Genomic DNA, 20,095 nt, shown 5'->3' on the forward strand with positions numbered 1-20,095 from the left:
AGAGTATGACGAAATACAGTCCCAACGAAGCCGACGCAAACAACGGCAGCACTCAAACGGCCGAATTCTTGCGCGTCAAGGGATTGGCCGAACGCGGCGTCGCCAACGCCCAGCACAGCCTGGGCTTCATGTACTTCAACGGCCAGGGCGTGGCGCAGAGCTATGAGCTGGCGGTGGTGTGGTATCGCCAGGCCGCGCAGTCCGGCCTCGAACACGCGCAGTACAACCTGGGCGTGATGTACCAGAAGGGCCAGGGCGTCGAGCAGAATTACCAGGAGGCCGCCGCGTGGTACCAGCTGGCCGCCGAGCAGGGCTACGCCGCCGCGCAGTACAATCTGGGCTGGCTGTACGCCAAAGGCCAGGGCATCGACGCCGATACGCAGAAGGCCATGTACTGGTTCAGCAAGGCCGCCGACCAGGGCGACGCCGGCGCGCAAAATAATCTCGGCATGATGTACGACACCGGCAAGGGCGTGCCGCAGGATTTCAAGCAGGCCATCGCGTGGTACCGCAAGGCGGCGGAGCAGGGCTATCCGCGCGCGCAGTTCAACCTTGGCCTGCGCTACGACAACGGCCAGGGCGTGCCGCAGGACGTGGGCCAGGCGATGTCCTGGTACCGCAAGGCGGCCGACCAGGGCTACGCGCCGGCGCAGTTCAACCTGGCGCTGCGCTTCGACAAGGGCGACGGCATCGCGCAGGACAGCCAGAAGGCCATCCTGTGGTATCGCCGCGCGGCGGAGCAGGACCACGCCAGCTCGCAGTTCAACCTGGGCCTGATCTACGACAACGGCCAGGGCGTGCCGCGCGACGAGCAGAAGGCGATGGACTGGTACCGCAAGGCGGCCGAGCAGGGCCACGCGGCGGCACAGAACAACCTGGGCCTGCGCTACGATCATGGCCAGGGCGTGCCGCAGGATTACGAGCAGGCGCAGTTCTGGTACCGCAAGGCGGCCGAGCAGGGCTTCCCCGGCGCGCAATACCATCTGGGCATGCTGTACGACGCCGGCCACGGCGTGGTGCAGGATCCGCAGGAGGCGATCTTCTGGTACCGCAAGGCGGCCGACCAGGGCCACCTGCGCGCGCAGTTCGACCTGGGCCTGCGCTACGAGACGGGACGCGGCGTGCCGCGCGACGACCGCAAGGCCATGGCCTGGTATCGCCGCGCCGCCGAGCAGGATTACGCGGCGGCCCAGTACAACCTGGGCCTGTTGTTCGACAAGGACGACGGCCCGCAGCCCGATTGCGCGCAGGCCAACGCCTGGTACGCCAAGGCGGCCGAGCAGGGCCACGCGCTGGCGCAGTTCGCGCTGGGCCTGCGCTACGACAACGGCCAGGGCCTGGCGCAGGATTACGCGCAGGCGCACCGCTGGTATCTGCAGGCCGCCGGCCAGGGCCACGCGCGCGCGCAGTTCAATCTTGGCCTGATGTTCATGGTCGGCCAGGGCGTGCGCGCCGATATCGCGCAGGCCTGGACCTGGCTGGCGATGGCCGAGCGCAACGGCTATGCCGCCGCCGGCCGCTATCTGAAAAATGCCGCCGCGCGCATGGACAGCGCCCAGCTGGCGCAGGCCCGCGAGCGCCTGGAGCTGTTGCCGGGCTGAGGTCTTTTGCCGCCCGGCGGCTCAAGTACCGCCGATTATTGCCGTAAGTTAAACGACAACCGTCACTCCGTGGCGGCATCGGAAGCCATCGGCATGCAGATCAACACCAACCTCTCCGCCCTGAACGTCCAGCGCAGCTATGCGCTGGCGGGCGAGGACATGGCTGTGCGTCTGCAAAAGCTCTCCAGCGGCCAGCGCATCAACTCGGCGCGCGACGACGCGGCCGGCCTGGCCATCAGCGAGCGCATGACTTCGGGCATCAACGGCTTGAACAAGGCCAGGCAAAACATCAACGATGGCATTTCGCTACTGCAGGTGGCGGACGGCGCGGCCGGCCAGCTGCTCAATAATTTCCAGCGCATGCGCGAGCTGGCGGTGCAGGCCGCCAACGACACCAACAGCCAGAGCGACCGCGCGGCCATCCAGGGCGAAGTGACGGCGTTGGCGGCGTCCAACGTGGACATCGTGGCCGGCGCGCGCTACAACAACCTGGGCCTGCTGGACGGGTCGTTCTCGCAGCAGTTGCAGATCGGCGCCGGGGCGGACCAGACGCTGGCGCTGTCGATTCCGGCCGCGCTGGTGCCGACCGGCTACAGCAAGCAGCTGGTCAACATCGCGCCGCAGCAGTCCACGGCAGTGGGCACGGCGGTGCTGGGGCCGATCGCTTACGGCGACCTGGTCATCAATAACACGGCGGTGGGCGCCTCGTCGGCCGGCGCGCTGCCGGGGCAGAACGCGGGCAGCGCCTTCGCGGTGGCGGCCGCCATCAACGCGGCCAATGTGCGCAACGTGACGGCCAGCGCCGCCAACACCTTGTCGGGCGATGTCGGCGCCACCGGCGCGCTGGCCGGCGGCAGCTTTTCCGTCAACGGCGTGAGCATCGGCGCCATCGCCGGCGCCACCGCCGCGGTCCGCGCGGCCAACGCCGCCGGCGCGATCTCCGCCGCCTCCGGCGCCAGCGGCGTGACCGCCAGCGCCGCCGGCGGCACGCTGACACTGAGCGCGGCGGACGGCCGCGATATCGTCATCACCGAATCGAACGCCGGCAGCGCCGCGTCGCTGGGCCTGGCGTTGGGGAACAACAAGGGCACGGTCACCGTGACCGAGGCCGCGCGGCTGGGCGCGCATTCGATGAGCATCGGCGGCGCCAATCCGGCCAAGGCGGGACTGAGCGCGGGCAAGCAGGCGTCGGTCATCGTCGGGCCGCCGCAGCTGGTGCTGCAGGATGTGTACAGCGGCGGCGAGCCGGTGCAGGACTTGTCCAACTTCAGCGGCGCCAGCGCGGCGCTGGACTACTTCGACGGCAAGATAGACGAAGTGACCACCATCCGCGCCATGCTGGGCGCGACCAGCAACCGGCTGTCGGCGGTGGCCAGCAACGCCGAGATCGGCGCCAACAACCTGGCGGCGGCGCGCTCGCGCATCCGCGACACCGACTACGCCAGCGAGACCGCGCAGCTGACCCGCGCCAGCATCCTGCGCGAGGCCGGCGCCTCGATGCTGGCGCAGGCCAACGCCCAGCCGCGCAACGCGCTGATGCTGCTGCGCTGATTACTGCTGAACTGCTTCGGGCGCCGACACGTGGCCGACCCGGTAGCGCTGCTCGTGCGGCAGCGGCGGCAGGGCCGGTTCGCCGCGCCACAGGCACAGGCGCACGATGCTCCAGTTGCCCGGCTCGAAGCCGATCATCACCGCCAGCGCGCCGCATTCGAGCGCGTGGCGCGCGTGCTGCTCCTCCCGCTGACGCAGTTGCGCCAGGTCGCTGTGGGGCGCGATCGCCTCGACGCTGCGGGTGGCGTGGCGCGCCTGCCTGATGTCGGCGCCGACGCTGGCGTGCCACGGTGTCCAGGTGCGCACCGACGGCCAGCCGAAGGCCTGCGCCACGCCGGCGAATCCGGGGCCGTTGAGGAAGTCGTGCATGCCGGTCTCGCTGTGCCACAGGTAGAACGGCGCGTACAGGTTCTCTTTCGATTCGCCGCGCTCGGCGTACAGGTAGGCCTTGAACGCCAGGTGCGGCAGGCGGTCCAGCAGCGGACCCTTGCTGCCGATGCGCTCGCGCACGATGGCCATGTCGTAGTCGGCCGGCAGCGCGAAGCTGTACTGCATCGCGATCATGCCGGCCTCCACAGGCTGGCGGCCGGGGCGCCGCCGCTGAACGACCAGTCGTCGCCCTGCGAGCTCGACACCACCACCATCACATCCTGCGGCCGCAGGCCGGGCGCCTCGGCCAGCAGCTCGACCAGGCGGCGGTAGAAGGCTTGCTTCATCTCGGTGCTGCGCGGCTTGCCGATGGTGATGTTGATCAGCACGAAGTCGTCGGAGCGCGGGCCGGACGGGCTTTCGTAGTCGCGGTCGAAGACCAGCTCGTGCGGCTCGTGCTGGTGGATCATCTGGAAGCGGTCCTTCGGCGGCACGTTGAAGGCCTCGACCATGGCGCGGTGCAGGCTGTTCGACAGCGCGGCCAGGTACTCGGGGGATTTCCCTTTCAGCAGGGAGATGCGGCTCATGGGCATGATGTTTCCTCCAGTTGTTTGAACACGGTGATGGCGGAGGCGGCGGTCGGCCAGCCGGAATAAAACGCCAAGTGGGTGATCAGTTCGGCGATCTCGTCGCGCGTGACGCCGTTGTCGCGCGCCCGTTGCAGATGGAAGGGCAGCTGCTCGACCCGGTTCATCGCGATCAGCGCCGACACGGTGATGACGCTGCGGTCCCGCTGCGACAAGCCCGGCCGCTGCCAGACGTCGTCGAACAGCACCTTGTCGGTCAGTTCCGCCAGCTTGGGGGCGTGGCTGCCCATGCTTTGTTGTCCCGCCGTCGACGCCATGGCGTGCTCCTGTTTGATTTGACAGGTCCACGATACAGGACTATCTTGATCCGGAAAATCAGGAATATTTTGATCAACAGTTCAGAAAATCGGGATGATCATGCGGCGGATTACGTTTGACCTGGATGTGTTGCGCACCTTCGTGACCGGCGTGGACCTGGGCAGCTTCGCCAAGGCGGCGGACCGGCTGGGCCGTTCCACCTCGGCCGTCAGCGCGCAGCTGAAAAAGCTGGAGGACCAGCTGGGCATGCCGGTGCTGCGCAAGGAAGGGCGCGGCATGGTGACGACCTCGGCCGGCGAAGCGCTGCTCGGCTACGCGCGCCGGCTGCTGGAGCTGAACGACGAGGCCGCCACGGCGGTGCGCGGCGCCGAGCTGGCCGGCAGCGTGCGACTGGGCATGCAGGAGGATTTCGGCGAGCATCTGCTGACCGAAGTGCTGGGGCGCTTCGCGCGCGTGCATCCGCGGCTGCGGGTGGAGGCGCGGGTGGCGCGCAACGCGGACCTGATGGCGCAGATGGCGGGCGGACGGCTGGACCTGGCGCTGGCCTGGGACAGCGACGCCGCCCTGGTCCCGCCCTCGCACAGCGCGCCGGTGATCGCCCGGCTGCCGCTGCGCTGGATAGTCGCGGCGGACGCGCCCGCCATGCTGCGCGACGGCGAACCGCTGCCGCTGGTGATGATGGAAGCGCCGTGCACGATGCGCAGCATCGCCACCGCCGCGCTGGACCGCGCCGGCATCCCGTGGCGGATCGCCTTCAGCAGTCCGGGGCTGGGCGGCGTCTGGGCCGCCGTGGCCGCCGGCCTGGGCGTGACGGTGCGTACCGGCCTGGTCCTGCCGCCCCGCCTCGGCGCTCTGGACGACCTTGCGCTGCCGGCGCTGCCGATGATCGCCCTGCGCCTGCATCGGATGGAGGCGCAGCTGAATCCGCCCGCGCAGCGCCTGCACGATATCGTGCTTGAGGCGCTGGAGCCCTTGCTGGAACCGGCGCCGGCGCAGGCCGCCTGATTTCCAGCGCCCCGCCCCGGGGTGAAACAGGGTTTGCCATTCGGCGTAGGGATTGCGTAGACTGGGCGTCATGAAAAAAATCGCCAGGGTCTCCATGTTTGCAGCATTGCTTGCCGCCGCCTATCTCAGCCTGTGGCCGGTGCCCATCGTGCCGGTCAGCTGGACCGCGCCCACGCCGCCCGGCTACACCGGCGTGCACGCGGTCAACCAGCGCCTGTCTGGCCTGCGGCAGATTCCGCTGGGCGGCGAGGTCGGACCCGAGCATGTGCTGGCCGGCCCGGACGGCAAGCTCTACACCGGCGTCGCCAGCGGCAAGATCCTGCGCATGCAGGCCGACGGCTCGGCGCTGGAAACCTATGCCGACACCGGCGGCCGCCCGCTCGGCCTGGCCTTCGACGGCGCCGGCAACCTGATCGTGGCGGACGCCGTCAAGGGCCTGCTGTCGGTGGCGCCGGACCGGAGCGTGCGCGTGCTGGCCGACCAGGTCGGTGGCGATCCGATCCGCTTCGCCGACGGCGTGGCGGTCGCGGCCAACGGCAAGATCTACTTCAGCGACGCCTCGCAGCGCTTCGCGCCGGTGCGGCGCGACACCATGGGCGCGGCCATGCTGGACGTGCTGGAGCAATCGTCGACCGGGCGCGTGCTGGAATACGATCCGGCCAGCCGGGCCACGCGCGTGCTGGCCGGCGGCCTGAGCTTCGCCAACGGCGTGCTGCTGAGCGAGGACCAGCGCTGGCTGTACGTGTCCGAGAGCGGCAAGTACCGGGTCTGGAAAATCGCCGTCGACGCGGCGGGGCTGGACGTGCGCGTGGCCTCGCCGCAGGCGCAGGTGCTGCTCGACAACCTGCCCGGCTATCCGGACAACCTGGTGCGCGGCGCCGGCGGCCGCATCTGGCTGGGCCTGTCCGGCCAGCGCAACGACCTCGACAAGATGGCCGACAAGCCCTGGCTGCGCAAGCTGATGCTGCGCGTGCCGCGCGCGCTGTGGCCCGAGCCCAAGTCCTACGGCCATGTGGTGGCGTTCACCGCGGACGGCCGCATCGTCGCCGACCTGCAGGACCCGGGCGGCGGCGCGCCGGTCACCACCGGCGTCACCGAGGCGGCGGGGCGCCTGTACATCCACAACGTCACGGCCGGCGATATCGGCTGGAAGGACGCCGAAAAGTAATTGTCAATATGCTCATGGCTTGTTACTTCGACAAAAAACAACGTTTCGGCAATATTTTTGACTGTCGCTATCATAATGACAATTTGTTGAGATGATTGCAGTAAAATACGCGCACTGTTGCTCGCCAAATCCTCAATCTTTTTGAAGGTTAGCCATGCGTAAGTTATTGTCCGTCCTGCTGTGCGCCGCCGCGTTCGGCGCCCCGTCCGCCTTTGCCGCCAACCTGGTGGACGATGGCGATTTCTCCCAAGCCTCGCTGGCGGCCTGGACCCAAGGCGGCGACACCTCGCTGCAATTTGTCGGCTTCGACTATTCCGGCACACCGCTGTCCAACGTGCTCAACCGGGTGTTCTGGGATGGCAATTCCGACAGCGCCGGCCTGCTGGGCCAGCAGATCGCCACCCACGCCGGCTACAAATACACCCTGGAATTCGACCTGCTGCGCTTCGACACGTCGTACGGCACGACGCCGGTGGTCAACGATTCCCAGGTGCTGTTCAACGGCGCCGTGGTCTGGCACCAGACCAACACCAGCGGCGACTGGACCCACTACGTCATCAACAACCTGAGCACCGACAAGGCGTCGACCTGGCTGCAGTTCTCCAATCGCAACCTCTACGACTACACCGAGCTCGACAACGTCTCGCTGGTGATGACCGCCGTGCCCGAACCCTCGTCCGCGCTGATGCTGTCGCTGGGCCTGGGCGGACTGCTGCTGGCCGGCCGCGCCAAGCGGCGCCGACGCGGCTGATACTTCCCCTTGCCTGTACGCCGTCGTCCGACGGCGCATTTTCCATCCGCCGCCCGGCCGCACCGGCGCGGCATCTCTTGCCATCAGGAGCGACCATGTCTCTACCATTTTTGGGCGAAATCCGCATGTTCAGTTTCAACTACATTCCCAAGGGCTGGGCGCGTTGCGACGGACAGCTGTTGTCGATCAACCAGAACCAGGCGCTGTTTTCCCTGCTGGGCACCATGTACGGCGGCGACGGCCGCACCAACTTCGCGCTGCCCGACCTGCGCGGGCGCATGCCGATGCACAACGCCCAGCCGGGCGCGCAGGGCGGCGAGGCCATGCACACGCTGACGGCGCAGGAGCTGCCGCAGCACACGCACGCGATGCAGGCGGTCAACCAGACCGATCCCAATGTGCTGCGTTCCACCAGCCCCAGCGGCAACTACCTGTGCTCAATTCCGGCCGGCGGCGCCAACGTCTTCCACGGCTACGACGGCAGCGCCGCGCTGGCGGCGGGCAGCGTCGGCAACGTCGGCGGCGGCCAGCCCCACGAAAACCGCCAGCCCTACGCCACCAGCATGTTCGGCATCGCGTTGAGCGGCATTTTCCCTTCGCGTAATTAAGCATACCGTTTCAGGAGACCATTCATGTCCATGCCATATGTTGGTGAAATTCGTATGTTCGCGGGGAACTTCGCCCCGGCCGGGTGGGCGTTCTGCGACGGCGCGCTGATGCCGATCTCGGAAAACGACACGCTGTTCAACCTGATCGGCACCACCTACGGCGGCGACGGCCAGGAGACCTTCGCCCTGCCCGACCTGACCGGGCGGGTGCCGGTGCACGTCGGCGCGCTGGGCGCGGAGTCGTACCAGATCGGCGAAAAGGGCGGGGCGGAGCAGGTGACCCTGACCACCGCGCAGATCCCGCCGCACAGCCACCGGGTCAGCGCCAGCACCGCCGCGCCGCCGCCGGCCACCGGCGCGATCAACATCACCGACGGCAGCAGCTGGGTGCCGGCCGCGCCGCCGGCCAAGCCCAAGCTGTACGGCACGGCGGGCCCGAATTTGTTGATGGGCGCCGGCACCATTGGCGTCGGCGGCGGCAGCCAGCCGCACGACAATATGGCGCCCTACCTGGCCGTGCAGTTCATCATCTCGCTGTTCGGCATTTATCCATCCCAATTCTGAGGAGACACCATGGCAGATCCCTTTGTTGCGGAAATTCGCCTCTTCGCCGGCAATTTCGCGCCCACCGGCTGGGCCACCTGCGATGGCCAACTGCTGCCGATCGCGCAGAACACCGCGCTGTTCTCGCTGCTGGGCACGCAATACGGCGGCGACGGCAAGAGCACCTTCGCGCTGCCCAACCTGCGCCAGCGCGCGCCGCTGCGCGCCGGCCAGGGCGCCGGCCTGACCGAACGGTTCCAGGGTGAGACGGGCGGCGCCGCCACCGTCACCGTGAACGGCGCGCAGACGCCGGCCCACGCGCACCAGATGCTGGCGTCCGGCTCGCCGGCCACCACCACCAGCCCGAACGGCAACACGCTGGCGGTGGCGGTGTCGCCGACGCCGCCGTACATCGGCCCGGCGCCGCTGCTGCCGATGGGCGGCGCCGTGCTGGCCGCGTCGACCGGCGGCGGGCAGGCGCACAACAATGTGCAGCCTTATCTGGAGCTGAATTTCATTATCGCGTTGCAGGGCATCTTCCCGCCGCGCAGCTAATCATCGAGAAGGAATCATCATGGAACGGCGAACCTTTGTATTAGCCACCGGCGGCCTGCTGGGCGGCAGCGGCCTGTGCGGCGCGGCCGAGCCGGCCAAGGCCAGGTCGGCGGCCGTCGCCAGTGTTGGCGCCGCGCCGGTGCCGGCGCTGGCCGGCAGCGCGGCCTACCTGCCGCTGGTGCAGGAGCGCTTCAATGTGTATCCGGGCAGCCGGGGCGTGGCGATGACGCTGCTCAGCGTCAAGCGCCAGTTCGAGGCCGCGCGCGGCGACCAGTTTTCGCTGACCTTCGCGGTGCCGGCCGGCCAGTCGCTGGCCAGCGGCGCGTATGAAGTCGAGCACGCCGGCCTCGGCAAGCAGACCATGTATTTGCAACTGGCCGGCAGCGGGCCGGAGGGCAACTACTACCGCGCCGACTTCAACCTGCTGAACTGAGTTCAGTCGAACTTCAAGAAGACCGCCGAGGACCAGACCTTGCTGTCGTCGCGCTGCCGGCCGTAGAAATACACCGGGCGGTGGCCGAAGGCGGCATTGTCCGGCGCGATGTCGATCGATCCGGACAGGTCGGTCGGCAGCGCGTGTTCGGTCAACCGCTCCAGCGCCAGGAACAATTCCGTGCCGCCCAGGTCGAGCTTCAGGCCCCCCGCCGCCAGCAGCTCCGCACCGCTGATCTCCCAGCTGAACTGCGGCTTGTGCACGAACGGATTCGGCTTGAGCGGATCGCCCACCTTGACGTAGCTGCCGATGTTGCCTTCCACCTTGATGGTGCAATGGCGCAGGTTGCTGATGTCGATCTCGACGCTGTCGGCGTCGCCGTAGGTGTCGCTGCGGAAGACGATGTCGGTCGGCCCGTCGCGGCGGCACACTTCCTCGCCATGCTCGAAACCCTGCGACTGGAAGCGGTTGATGGTGCCGTTGAGGATGGTGATGCGGCCCTGCCAGACCGCCCAGCGGTAGCGGTCCGGGATGCGCGCGCCGCCCCAGCGCAGGCGGATCAGGCGCTCGGAATAGCCGGCCTCCTCATGCAGGTTGCGCTGCCAGATCAGGCCGTTGTGATCGTACGCGGCGATCTCTTCCCAACCGGCCTGGCCGAGAAAGCGGTAGTCGAGCGTGGCCGGTCCGCGCTGGTGCACCACGTCGCCTTGCAGGTGATTTCCGCAGCGGACCAGCAGCGCCGTGTGCTCGCCGGTGGTGGCCCAGGTGTGGCGCGCGCGCAGGGCGCGGCCGATGGTGCGGCGGTCCAGATGGTCGGCGATCACGCCGGTCAGGCCGCCGTGCACGCCGAACACCTGGGTGCCCGGCGGGCCGCCGCCGGGACGGCCGCGATGCTCGTCGCCGCTGGCCGCCACGCCGAGCTGGTAGCCGCGCGCGATGACGTCCTGGTACAGCCAGCCGAAGTGTCCCCAGCTCGACGCGATCTCCACCAGCCGCTCCAGTTCGGGATGGTGCCAGTCGGGGATGTAGCGGCGGCCGCCGACGTGCGGCATGATCAGGCGGTGCTCGGCGTCGTCCACGTAGGCGGCCCACAGTTCCTCGACAGGCCAGCGGCCCAGCTGCACCGCGCTGCCTTTCATGTCCTCGTTCCAGACCAGCGTGCGGTTGTGCTCGCCCTGCTGGTTGTAGGGGAAGTCCGGCGGCGCGTCGTCCAGGAACACCACGTTGTGGTCGCCGCCGGCGGTCGAGCTGCCGCACCATTCCTGGACCGGATAGCAGACGAAGCGGCCGGGCTGGTTGAATTCCTCCACCGTGCGTACGCCCAGCTGCCAGTTCTCGTCGGTGATCTGGAAGTCGTTGGCGGTGTAGCCCAGCACGTCGATGCCGCCGATGTCGCGCGCGTAGGCGGCGTTGTAGGCCGGGCTGTTGGTGCCGACCGTGTCGCTGGCGTGCACGTGCAGGTCGGCGTAGAAGGCGCGCGGCGCCGGCAGGGCGGGGTCGAGCGTGACCAGCGCTTCGGCCTGCGGCACGCCGCGCAGCTCCGCCACCAGCCGCAGTTGCGGGAAGTCGCTCGGCAGGTCGTCGATGCCGATGCTGGACCAGCCTGTTTCAGGCAGCGCATACTCGCGCTCGTACACCTGGCGCTCGCCGGCGTAGGCGCGCAGGCGCAGCGTGCCGCCGCTGTCCTTGCAGGCGTTGCCCCAGCGGTCCAGCACGGAGATGCGGAACGGCAGCGCCTGCCCCGGATGCGCGAAGCGCGGGCCGTTCACCAGCAGCCGCGCCGGCGCGCCGGCGGCGATGTCGATCACCACGTCGCCCGGCACCGCGACGAAGCGCGAGGTGCCCAGCGGATCGACGTAGCAGCGGAAGCGGAAGTTGTCCTCGACGAAGGTCTGCACCCGGGTGCCGGGACCGCCGCCGCGCCGGTCGCCCAGGCGGATCACGATGTGGTCGCCCGCATTCAGGTAGCCGTCCACCACGTCGACGATCAGCGCCTTCTGGAACGGCCGCTCGTGGCCTTTCTGGTCGAAGCGGATGCTCAGCGATTGCACGGTGGCCGGGCTCTGGCCCGGTTGCAGCGGGCCGGCGTGGTACTCGGCGCTGATGAAGTTCGCGGCGGTCGGATCGCTGCTCTGGAACAGCGCCCAGTCGGAATAGAACTTGAACGTGGCCTTGAACCAGCCGCCGTCGGCCAGGCCGGCCGCGCCCACTTCGTAGTCGAGCACGATCTCGTTCCAGCTGCCGCTCTCCAGGCGCGCGACGTTGCACTGCACGCGGCCGACGAAGGGCAGGTTCTTGTTCCGCAAATACAAACCTTCGGGTGCGTGGTGCGGGCCCAGCTTCTCGCGCAGCGCGCTGTAACGCTCGGCCGCCGTGTTCTCTTGCTTGCTCATGTCTTGTGCTCCGTGAGGGGATTAAAACGGCCAGGGCGCGGTGGCATCCCACAGCGGAACGCCGAGGAAGGCATACCATGGCGCCATCACCAGGATGCCGTAGGCGATGGCGATCAGCACCGAGACGATGCCGACCTTGGCGTAGTCGCTGGTGCTGAAGGTGCCGCTGCTGTAGGCGATCACGGCGGCGGTGATCTGCGTCGGCAGCAGGTAGGCGAAGCTGTCGGTGTCGGCCACCAGCATGGTGAAGGCGATGGGATGCAAGCCGAGCTTGGGCGCCAGCGCCAGCAGGATGGGTGCCAGCATGGTGACCGCCGCCACGTTGGACAACATGCCGAGCCGGATCACGTGCGTGCCCACCATGACGATCAGCAGGATGCCCCACCACGGATGTCCCTGCGCGATCGCGTGGATCTGGTCGGCCAGCCATTGCGCCAGCCCGGTGCTGCTGATCGCCGACGAGATCGACAGCGCGCCGGCCAGCAGGAACACCGTGCCCCAGATGGTGCGGTCCTGGATGTCCTTCCATTTGATCTGGATGAGGCCGGGCGTGAACACCAGCGCCAGTCCCAGCAGGGCGATGTTCTCGGTCGGGATCTTGTGCCACTGTTCGGTGGCCCACAGCAGCGCCACCAGGCCGAACACCAGCAGGATGGACCAGTCCTGTTTGCCGGCGGGTGGCAGCTTGCGTTGTTCTTCGCGGATCGTTTCCAGTCCGCCCGGAATGGCGGTGCGGCGGGTGCGGAAATAGTATTGCACCCACCATTGGGTCAGCACGAACATGCCGAGGTAGGGCCACTGCAGCTTGAACCAGTCGAGGTAGGAAATGCGGATGTGCAGCTCGCTGCTGAACAAGCCGGTGAGCACCAGGTTGGGCAGGTGCGCGGTCAGGATGCACATGCCGCTGATCATGGAGCCATACACCAGCGACTGGATGACGATGGCCTTGGCGGCGTTGCGCTCCTGCTCCGTATCGCCGAACAGCTTGGTCAAGCCGTTAATCACCGGCAGCAGCGTGGCGGCGCGCGCGTTGGCCGCCGGCACCACGAACGACAGCACCAGGTTGACGCCGAACATGGTCCAGATCACGCCGTTGACGGTCTTGACCCTGATCTTGTCGAGCAGGCCGAGCGCGATCCGGCGGTCCAGCCCGGCGCACTGCATGATGGCGGAAAACAGGAAGGCGACCAGGCACAGGAACACCACCGGGTTGGTGAAGCCGTTGGCCGCCTTGGCCATCGGCGTGACGGCCTTGGTCAGCACCAGCAGCGCCGGGATCAGCAGGCCGGAGACGGCCACCGGCAGCGCCTCGAAGATCCAGATGATGGCGGCCCACGCCATGATCGCCAGCGTGGCCTTGCCGGCGACCGTCAGGCCGGCCGGCACCGGCATCAGCAGATGGATGGCCGCCAGCGCCAGCCAGGCGCAGATGAAGCCAGTCAAGGCTTTGGCCGGCGCGCGACCGGCGACGGTGTGCGGGCGCAGCAGGGCGCGCCATTGGAAGGCGGGCGCCCAAGGCGTGCGCGCTTGTGTGAGTTCGCCGCTCATGGGCGTCCCCGCGTGGTGAGATTCGTCGTCATTGTTCCCCCAATTGTCGATAGGCTAAGAGCGTAGCAGCGACGGTTCATTGAGGACACGTATATAAAATCATATTGATATGTGGATTCCGGCAAGGCGGCCGGCGACGAGTTATATGATTTTCAAATGAAAGATAGTTCAACAATAAATTATAAAAATATGCTGCGGCGCAGTATATTTAAAACGCTGCAAACGATTTCATCCCATCATTTTTGACTCGGAGGTTTTATGTTGACTAAATTTTCAGCAAGCGCGGTGGCGTCGGCTCTGGTGTTGAGCCTGGTATCGGGCGTGGCCTCGGCCGGGAATATCCTGAGCCGGTTCGACAAGGAGACGTGCGGCACGCCGGACTATACGGCCGCGTGGCTCGGCGAAGAGCAGCAAGGCGACGTCAAGGTGAAGCTGCTGGTGTCCCCGGACGGCAGCGTGACGGAGGCGAAGCTGGTTGCGTCCAGCGGCTACGCGACGCTGGACAAGGCATCGCTGCGCGCCAGCGTCAAATGCAAGTTCAAGCCGGTCGCCAAGGACAGCGACATCGCCCAGGGCTGGGTGAATGTGCGCTACACCTGGGTCATCAACTGATCCATGGGCAAGCTGTCGCGCGTGGTGCAGGGCGAAGCCGCAAGCGCTTCGCCCTGTCCGGCGCCGATGTGAGCCGCAAGGCCGGCAGCGCCCGCCGGAGCAGCTCTCCTTGCTGACTTGAGAGGACATTTGGCATAAGATGTGAGCTAGTTCTCCGTCAAAGAAAAATGTCAGGACTCTGTGGATCCCATCGATCAAATTCGTTTTTCTGTTCATGACAGCATCAACAATGTTGAGGTTGGGCCTAAGCACGTCTCGTTAGCGTTGCTGGGAGAGTTCCAACGGGATGTGACTGATTTCTTGAAGGGGACAACTCGTGATGTGGACCCTCTGCAAGTTCAAATTTCAATTGAAACGGGTTCACTCGTTTTCGTTGCATCCGGATTGCTTAGCGCAACGACTTTATGGGCGGACTTGACCCATATCACTTCGCCGGACGCGTTGACTTTGATTGATTCCAAGCGTGCCAATGTATTGGAGCGCTGGCAAGCCGCCGCGCGTGAAAAGCCGAATCGAAGTTATACCTTGGCGGACAAGGCCGGGCAGGCGTTGTTTGTGGTGGACGCACGAAGCACCTTGACCAAGGTCGATGACGTATGGGTGCAGGTTGAAAAATATTTGCACGGAAAAATCATTGATATGGGGGGTAAGACCAAGGCCAATGTTCATCTTGAACTTGAAAATGGCCAGGCTGTGACGGTTAGCTCCAGTCATGAAGTATTGGCGCAGGACGAACGAAATCGTCTTTATCGGCCAGCTCTGCTGCACGTAGCTGCAGAGGAAAATTTGCATACGGGGGAGTTGCGAAATCTACGCTTGTTGGCATTCGAGACTCACCAGCCCAGCTATGACGACGAGGAATTCAGGCTAATGGTCGAACGAGGAACCAAGGCTTGGGAAGACGTGGTCAGCGCAACGGAATGGACGGCGGAGTTGCGAGGCGGTCAGACATGACGGCCTCGGCGTTACTAGATACGAGTTTCTTAATTTCTTTAGTTGACGGCAATCGTCACAATCATGCTGTCGCGGCCAAGTACTATCGATTGATGCTTGATCAAAACGTGACGATGTACTTTTCGGCTATCGTGGCAGCTGAAATTTCTATCAAGCAGCCGATTACCGATTTCCCGCTCAAAAATTTTCGGACGGTCCCATTCAACATTCCCCATGCCGTCGAGGCTGGTCGGATTTGGAATGCACTGGGATCTCGCGATCATGGTGATGCGCGCGGAGCGATTCGTGATGACGTGAAACTGATCGCTCAAGCCGCTCATGAATCGATTCCCTTTATCATTACTGAAGACGTTTCAACTCTTTTCAAATATTGCGAGCGGCTGCGCAGCGCAGGAAGCGTGAAGGTTCGGGCCATCAAACTGGTTGATGGGTTTGATGCAAGCGCTTTTCGTTTAGATGGTCAGCAAGGCTTCGATTTGGATGACGCGAAGTGAAGTGAACTGAGTATGCGAGATAATTTGTTGGGCGACCCGTTGCCCCGTTGAATCCGGACATCGCCACTTTCCGTCGCCGTAATCATGTCGCAACATTGTCAATGATAGGCAAACCCGCGTAGAATGCTGCCAACGCGGGTGTAGCTCAATGGTAGAGCAGAAGCTTCCCAAGCTTACGACGAGGGTTCGATTCCCTTCACCCGCTCCAGTCAAATCACCGCATTCCGGTGCCATGCCTTCGCGTTCCCCATCCAAAGCAATTGCCGACGCCAGCCGCGTGGGCTGCCGTCGGCCCGCCGCTTTTCACTGAACCATTAAGCCAGCGCCAGGCGCCGCGCGCCGGCCGCTGACCGGGCCGGGGCGTTCGCGCTGGCGACCAGGTGCAGCGCCGCCGCTCCGTGGTCGCCGTCCAGCTTGAACGTGCTGACCAGCTGCGCCAGCGTGCCGGCCTGGTTCTGCAGCGATTCGGCCGCGGCGGCGGCTTCCTCCACCAGCGCGGCGTTCTGCTGGGTCACGGTGTCCATCTCGGAGATGGCCTGGTTGATCTGCTCGATGCCGGTGTCCTGCTCCTGGGTGGCGGAGGCGATGTTGGCCATGATGTCGGTCACGCGCTTGACGCTGACGACGATCTCGTCCATCGTGGCGCCGGCATGGTTGACCAGTTCGCTGCCGCGCTCGACCTGCCCGACCGAGTCGCCGATCAGCGTCTTGATCTCCTTGGCGGCCGAGGCCGACCGGTGGGCCAGGTTGCGCACCTCGGTGGCCACCACCGCGAAGCCGCGGCCCTGCTCGCCGGCCCGCGCCGCCTCGACGGCGGCGTTCAAGGCCAGGATGTTGGTCTGGAAGGCGATGCCGTCGATCACGCCGATGATGTCGACGATCTTCCTGGCCGAGGCGTGGATGGCGCCCATGGTGTCGACCACCTGGGCCACCACCGCGCCGCCCCTGACCGCCACGTCCGACGCCGACACCGCCAGTTGGTTGGCCGTGCGCGCGTTGCTGCCGTTCTCGCGCACGGTGGCGGTGATCTCCTCCATCGACGAGGCGGTCTCCTCCAGCGAGCCGGCCTGCTGCTCGGTGCGCGAGGACAGGTCCTGGTTGCCGGTGGCGATCTGGCTCGAGGCGCTGGCGATGGTCTCGGTGCCGGCGCGCACCTGGCCGACGATGTGCTTGAGGCTGTCGTTCATCTCGTGCAGGGCTTCCAGCAGCTGGCCGGCCTCGTCCTTGGCGCACGGGCCGAAGCGGGTGCTCAGGTCGCCGGCGGCGACGGTGCGGGCCACCCGCAGCGCCTGGCTCAGCGGGGTGACGATGGAGCCCGTCAGCACCCAGCCGATGGCCACCGCCAGCAGCGTGGCCAGCACGGCGAACACGGTCATCAGCAGGGCGCCGCTGTCGGCCATCGCGCCCGCCTCGGTGGCGAACTGTTCCATGCCCTGCACCTGGGTGCCCGAGAACACTTCGATCGCGTGCAGGTAGGCCGTTTGCGGCGGCAGGATGTCCTTGATCAGGTAGTCGCGCGCGGCGTCGGCCTGCTTGGCCTTGATCAGTTCGACCATGTGGTGCTCGTGGTCCTTGAAGGTGGCGCGCGCGGCGATCAGCGCCTGCAGCGCGGCCTTGCCCTGCTCGGTGTGGATGATGGGTTGCAGCTTGTCGATGGCGGCCGTGATGACCGGCCCCGAGGCGGCCACCTTGGCCAGCTCGCTGGCGGCGACCTCCGCGTTGTCGCCGGCGATCAGCGCGGTGCGCAGCGCCCGGGTCTGGCGGTTGACCTCGTTCTCGATGGTCTGCGCCAGCGCGACCTTGGCGTAGCGGTCGTGCACGATGATGTCGGTGTTGGCGTTGATGCCATGGATGCGGCTGATGCCGATCGCGGCGGTGGCGACCAGCAGCGCGATCACGAGGGCGAAACCCAGGCCCAGGCGTTTGCCGATTTTCATGTTGTTGAGCATGTTCATGTGGTTCTCCGTAGACTGGACTAGCGCTGGCCGGCGTGGGCCGTGATCGCAGCGACTATGAGTTTCCGGCGGAGATATGGCCGGCTGGCGGATGGTGGCCCCGGGGGAGGGGGGGCCGGTGAGGCAGTGATGCAAGTTTAAAACAGGCATTTCCCAACGGCAAGAACAATCTCACACATTCTCACCGCTGTTGTTTTCCGCCCCGTCCGGCGCCAGCGTGGCGGCGATGTCGGCCAGCACGCGGTACAGCTGGGCCGGCGCCACCGGCTTGTGCAGCAGCGGCACGCCGCTGTTGCGCGCCTCGCGCAGCCGGGCCGGCGCGGTGTCGCCGGTGATCAACAGCGCCGGCACGGCGCGGCCGGCCTGTTGCCGCAGCGCGGCGATCGCCCCGGCGCCGGTCTGCTGGCCGCGCAGCCGGTAGTCGCTGATGATCAGCTCGCCGCAGCGCCGGCGCCAGCGCCAGCGCCTGCTCGACGCCGTCGGCCACCTGGCAGACGCAGCCCTAGGCCTGCAGCAGGCGCTGCATGCTGGCGCAGACGATGGCGTCGTCGTCGATCAGCAGCACCCGCAGCGACAGCGGCCGCAGCGGCGCGGGCGGCGGCGCCGCCTCCACCGCGATGGCCGGCGGGCAGCGGCGCCAGCGGCAGCGCCAGCCGGAACACGCTGCCGCGTCCCGGCTGCGAGGCCAGCGTCAGCGGCGCGTCCAGGATGCGCGCCAGGCCGCGCGCGATCGACAGGCCCAGCCCCAGGCCCTTCTGGCGGTCGCGCTCGGGATTGCCGAGCTGGTGGAACTCCTGGAAGATCTCCTGCTGCTGGGCGGCGGCGATGCCGATGCCGCTGTCCCACACCTCGATCACGGCGCCGCCGCCGCGCCGGCGGCAGCCGACCAGGATGCCGCCGCGCAGCGTGTAGCGCACCGCGTTCGACACCAGGTTGCGCAGGATGAGCTCGACCAGCGCCGGGTCCGATTGCAGCACCAGCTCGCTGTCGTGGGTGCGGTAGACCAGGCCCTGGGCGTCGGCCTGCGGTGCCAGCTCGCTCTCGATCTTGGCCAGCAGCGGCTGCAGGCGGAACGGCACGATGTGGGCCTCGACCACGCCGGCGTCGATGCGCGAGAAGTCCAGCAGCGTGTGCAGCATGCTGGCCGAGGCCTCGGACGCCGAGCGGGCGCTGGCCAGCACCTCCTGCTGGGCCGGCGTCAGCGCCGAGCGCCCCAGCACCTCGAGGAACAGGCCCTGGGCGTGGATCGGCTGGCGCAGGTCGTGGCTGGCGGCGGCCAGGAACTTGGACTTGGCCAGGTTGGCCTGCTCGGCCGCGTGCAGCGCCTGGCGCGCCTTCTCGGTCTCGACCCGCAGCTGGGCGATCAGCTCGATGTTGTCGAAGCGCAGCTGGATCGCGGCGCGCGCCGCGCGCGAGCTGTTGCGGCCCTGGCTGAGCAGGCTCGCCAGGTAGACCAGCACGGCCAGGCTCAGCGCCTGGAACGCCAGCTCGCCCATGGTCCAGGCCTTGAGCGCCAGCGCGCCCAGTTCAAACACGCAGAACACCGCGAACACCGGCAGCACCGGCGACAGCAGCGACATCGAGTTGCCGACGATGCCGGCCAGCACCGCCACCACCAGGATGCTGTTGGCGGTGGAGGTCGGGTCCAGGCCGGCGAACGCCAGCATGCCCCAGGCGGCGCCGTCGATGGCGTTGAGCACGATCAGGCGGCGCGTCAGCCGGTCGGCGTGCTCGGCCAGGATGGGCGCGCGCAGCAGGCGCCGCGCGTCCCAGCTGGCGTACACCTTGGAGGCGATCACGGCCGCGCACCACAGGCGCAGCGCCAGCGTGTTGTCCGGCGTGGCCAGCACGTACACCAGCAGCAGCGCGACGGCGATGGCCGGCAGCAGCGAGCTGCCCATGTTGCCCATCAACAGGCGCGCCTGCTCGGCGCGGATCAGGCGCTCGGTGGCGGGCGGGCTAAGCAACGAGGCCCCGCTGGCGCGCGACGAAGGCCGCCTCGGCGCGGCTGACCACGCCCAGCATGGCCAGCAGCGCCTGCACGTGGCCGCGCACGGTGTTCTCCGACAGGTTCAGGCGCCGCGCGATCAGCTTGTTCGACAGGCCCTGGCAGATCAGCGCCAGCACCTCGCACTGGCGCGGCGTCAGGCGCGGCGGCTGGTCGCGGGCGGCGCCGGCCGGCGCGGCCGCGCTCTCGCCGCGCAGCACGGCGCAAATGGCGGCCTGGATCGCCGCCGCCGGCTCGGCCTTGGAGACGAAGCGCGCCGCGCCGCGCGCCAGCGCGTCGCGGGCGGTGGCGCTGGCGCCGTCGGCCGACAGCACGATCACCGGACAGTCCGGCCAGCGGCGGTGGATCAGCGTCATGCCGTCCAGGCCGTTGACGCCGGGCAGCTGGATGTCGAGCAGCACCAGGCTGGGCGCGGGGGCGTCGCGCGGGCCGCCGAGCGCCTCGTCGATCGAGGCGGCCTCGCGCACGTCGAGCTGGGCGATGGCGTCGGCCAGCATCAGGCGCAGGCCGGCGCGGAACAGCGAGTGATCGTCGATCACAAGTACGGTTTGTTTCATGGTGTGCTTCACGGTGGCGCGGCAATTCAGTCCAATTGGACTATTTTCCAATAATTGGTATCAATTTATCATCATATCTGGTTTG

21 protein-coding genes and 1 tRNA gene are annotated in these 20,095 nt (G+C 67.2%); 13 read left to right on the top strand and 9 right to left on the bottom strand.

Features of this window, described 5'->3' with window-relative positions; translation table 11 throughout:
• Positions 1–5 precede the first annotated feature (5 nt).
• Positions 6–1,601, top strand: coding sequence for an SEL1-like repeat protein (locus HUX88_RS00130; RefSeq protein WP_176360418.1), 1,596 nt, complete (start codon positions 6–8; stop codon positions 1,599–1,601).
• 69 nt (positions 1,602–1,670) lie between these two features.
• On the top strand, positions 1,671–3,152 hold the full coding sequence (locus HUX88_RS00135; protein ID WP_373886733.1) for a flagellin: 1,482 nt from the start codon (positions 1,671–1,673) through the stop codon (positions 3,150–3,152).
• Here HUX88_RS00135 and HUX88_RS00140 read toward each other — a convergent pair whose 3' ends face one another.
• The 3 genes from HUX88_RS00140 to HUX88_RS00150 are packed head-to-tail and all read right to left on the bottom strand — an operon-like array spanning position 3,153 to position 4,425.
• Positions 3,153–3,716 carry a DUF4865 family protein gene (locus tag HUX88_RS00140; protein WP_176360419.1) on the bottom strand — a complete coding sequence of 188 codons (564 nt, stop codon included), beginning with the start codon at positions 3,714–3,716 and terminating at the stop codon, positions 3,153–3,155. It lies immediately after the preceding gene.
• Positions 3,713–4,108 carry a tautomerase family protein gene (locus tag HUX88_RS00145; protein WP_307720819.1) on the bottom strand — a complete coding sequence of 132 codons (396 nt, stop codon included), beginning with the start codon at positions 4,106–4,108 and terminating at the stop codon, positions 3,713–3,715. The genes HUX88_RS00140 and HUX88_RS00145 overlap by 4 nt, the downstream gene beginning before the upstream one ends.
• Entirely contained in the window at positions 4,105–4,425 is a 321-nt protein-coding gene (locus tag HUX88_RS00150) for a carboxymuconolactone decarboxylase family protein (RefSeq protein WP_176360420.1), read from the bottom strand. Before HUX88_RS00150 ends, HUX88_RS00145 begins: the two co-directional genes overlap by 4 nt.
• Before the next feature lie 100 nt (positions 4,426–4,525).
• On the opposite strand from HUX88_RS00150, the gene HUX88_RS00155 reads away from it, so the two are divergent.
• From HUX88_RS00155 to HUX88_RS00185, 7 genes are all read left to right on the top strand, one after another.
• Entirely contained in the window at positions 4,526–5,431 is a 906-nt protein-coding gene (locus HUX88_RS00155; RefSeq protein WP_176360421.1) for a LysR substrate-binding domain-containing protein, read from the top strand.
• A gap of 70 nt (positions 5,432–5,501) precedes the next feature.
• Positions 5,502–6,599, top strand: a complete 1,098-nt coding sequence (locus tag HUX88_RS00160) for an SMP-30/gluconolactonase/LRE family protein (RefSeq protein WP_229219132.1) — start codon at positions 5,502–5,504, stop codon at positions 6,597–6,599.
• A 154-nt stretch (positions 6,600–6,753) separates the two neighbouring features.
• Positions 6,754–7,350, top strand: a complete 597-nt coding sequence (locus HUX88_RS00165) for a PEP-CTERM sorting domain-containing protein (RefSeq protein WP_176360423.1) — start codon at positions 6,754–6,756, stop codon at positions 7,348–7,350.
• Between the two features lie 95 nt (positions 7,351–7,445).
• Positions 7,446–7,958 carry a phage tail protein gene (locus HUX88_RS00170; protein ID WP_176360424.1) on the top strand — a complete coding sequence of 171 codons (513 nt, stop codon included), beginning with the start codon at positions 7,446–7,448 and terminating at the stop codon, positions 7,956–7,958.
• Between the two features lie 24 nt (positions 7,959–7,982).
• Complete coding sequence (locus HUX88_RS00175; protein ID WP_176360425.1) at positions 7,983–8,522, top strand: phage tail protein; 540 nt, start codon at positions 7,983–7,985, stop codon at positions 8,520–8,522.
• 9 nt (positions 8,523–8,531) lie between these two features.
• Complete coding sequence (locus HUX88_RS00180) at positions 8,532–9,056, top strand: phage tail protein (protein ID WP_176360426.1); 525 nt, start codon at positions 8,532–8,534, stop codon at positions 9,054–9,056.
• A 19-nt stretch (positions 9,057–9,075) separates the two neighbouring features.
• Complete coding sequence (locus HUX88_RS00185) at positions 9,076–9,489, top strand: hypothetical protein (protein ID WP_176360427.1); 414 nt, start codon at positions 9,076–9,078, stop codon at positions 9,487–9,489.
• A 2-nt stretch (positions 9,490–9,491) separates the two neighbouring features.
• On the opposite strand, the gene HUX88_RS00190 is transcribed toward HUX88_RS00185, so the two are convergent.
• Together HUX88_RS00190 and HUX88_RS00195 are read right to left on the bottom strand one after the other, a co-directional pair.
• Positions 9,492–11,882: a hypothetical protein gene (locus tag HUX88_RS00190; RefSeq protein ID WP_176360428.1), complete on the bottom strand. Its 2,391-nt coding sequence runs from the start codon at positions 11,880–11,882 to the stop codon at positions 9,492–9,494.
• Positions 11,883–11,903: 21 nt separating this feature from the next.
• Entirely contained in the window at positions 11,904–13,430 is a 1,527-nt protein-coding gene (locus HUX88_RS00195; protein WP_176360429.1) for a DASS family sodium-coupled anion symporter, read from the bottom strand.
• Between the two features lie 258 nt (positions 13,431–13,688).
• Here HUX88_RS00195 and HUX88_RS00200 point away from each other — a divergent pair, with 258 nt between their 5' ends.
• From HUX88_RS00200 to HUX88_RS00215, 4 genes are all read left to right on the top strand, one after another.
• Positions 13,689–14,042, top strand: a complete 354-nt coding sequence (locus HUX88_RS00200; protein ID WP_117014096.1) for an energy transducer TonB — start codon at positions 13,689–13,691, stop codon at positions 14,040–14,042.
• Positions 14,043–14,222: 180 nt separating this feature from the next.
• The gene (locus HUX88_RS00205) at positions 14,223–14,996 is read left to right on the top strand and encodes a hypothetical protein (RefSeq protein WP_199538782.1); all 774 of its coding nucleotides are present in this window, start codon (positions 14,223–14,225) and stop codon (positions 14,994–14,996) included.
• On the top strand, positions 14,993–15,490 hold the full coding sequence (locus tag HUX88_RS00210) for a PIN domain-containing protein (protein ID WP_117014095.1): 498 nt from the start codon (positions 14,993–14,995) through the stop codon (positions 15,488–15,490). Before HUX88_RS00205 ends, HUX88_RS00210 begins: the two co-directional genes overlap by 4 nt.
• 134 nt (positions 15,491–15,624) lie before the next feature.
• Positions 15,625–15,698: transfer RNA gene (locus HUX88_RS00215), tRNA-Gly, on the top strand.
• Positions 15,699–15,804: 106 nt separating this feature from the next.
• Here the strand turns inward: HUX88_RS00215 and HUX88_RS32885 are convergent.
• From HUX88_RS32885 to HUX88_RS00230, 4 genes are all read right to left on the bottom strand, one after another.
• Positions 15,805–17,445 carry a methyl-accepting chemotaxis protein gene (locus tag HUX88_RS32885; RefSeq protein WP_117014094.1) on the bottom strand — a complete coding sequence of 547 codons (1,641 nt, stop codon included), beginning with the start codon at positions 17,443–17,445 and terminating at the stop codon, positions 15,805–15,807.
• Between the two features lie 171 nt (positions 17,446–17,616).
• Positions 17,617–17,796 (bottom strand): hypothetical protein, encoded by a 180-nt coding sequence (locus tag HUX88_RS32010; protein WP_229219133.1) that lies wholly within the window; start codon positions 17,794–17,796, stop codon positions 17,617–17,619.
• Positions 17,797–17,876: 80 nt separating this feature from the next.
• Complete coding sequence (locus HUX88_RS00225; protein WP_229219134.1) at positions 17,877–19,412, bottom strand: HAMP domain-containing sensor histidine kinase; 1,536 nt, start codon at positions 19,410–19,412, stop codon at positions 17,877–17,879.
• A complete protein-coding gene (locus tag HUX88_RS00230) occupies positions 19,405–20,010 on the bottom strand; it encodes a response regulator (protein ID WP_176360430.1) in 606 nt (201 codons plus the stop codon). Before HUX88_RS00230 ends, HUX88_RS00225 begins: the two co-directional genes overlap by 8 nt.
• Positions 20,011–20,095: the final 85 nt, after the last annotated feature.

The sequence above is a fragment of the Duganella sp. BJB1802 genome (genome assembly GCF_013369445.1).
In the GTDB taxonomy this organism is placed as follows: Bacteria; Pseudomonadota; Gammaproteobacteria; order Burkholderiales; family Burkholderiaceae_D; genus Rugamonas; species Rugamonas vulcania_A.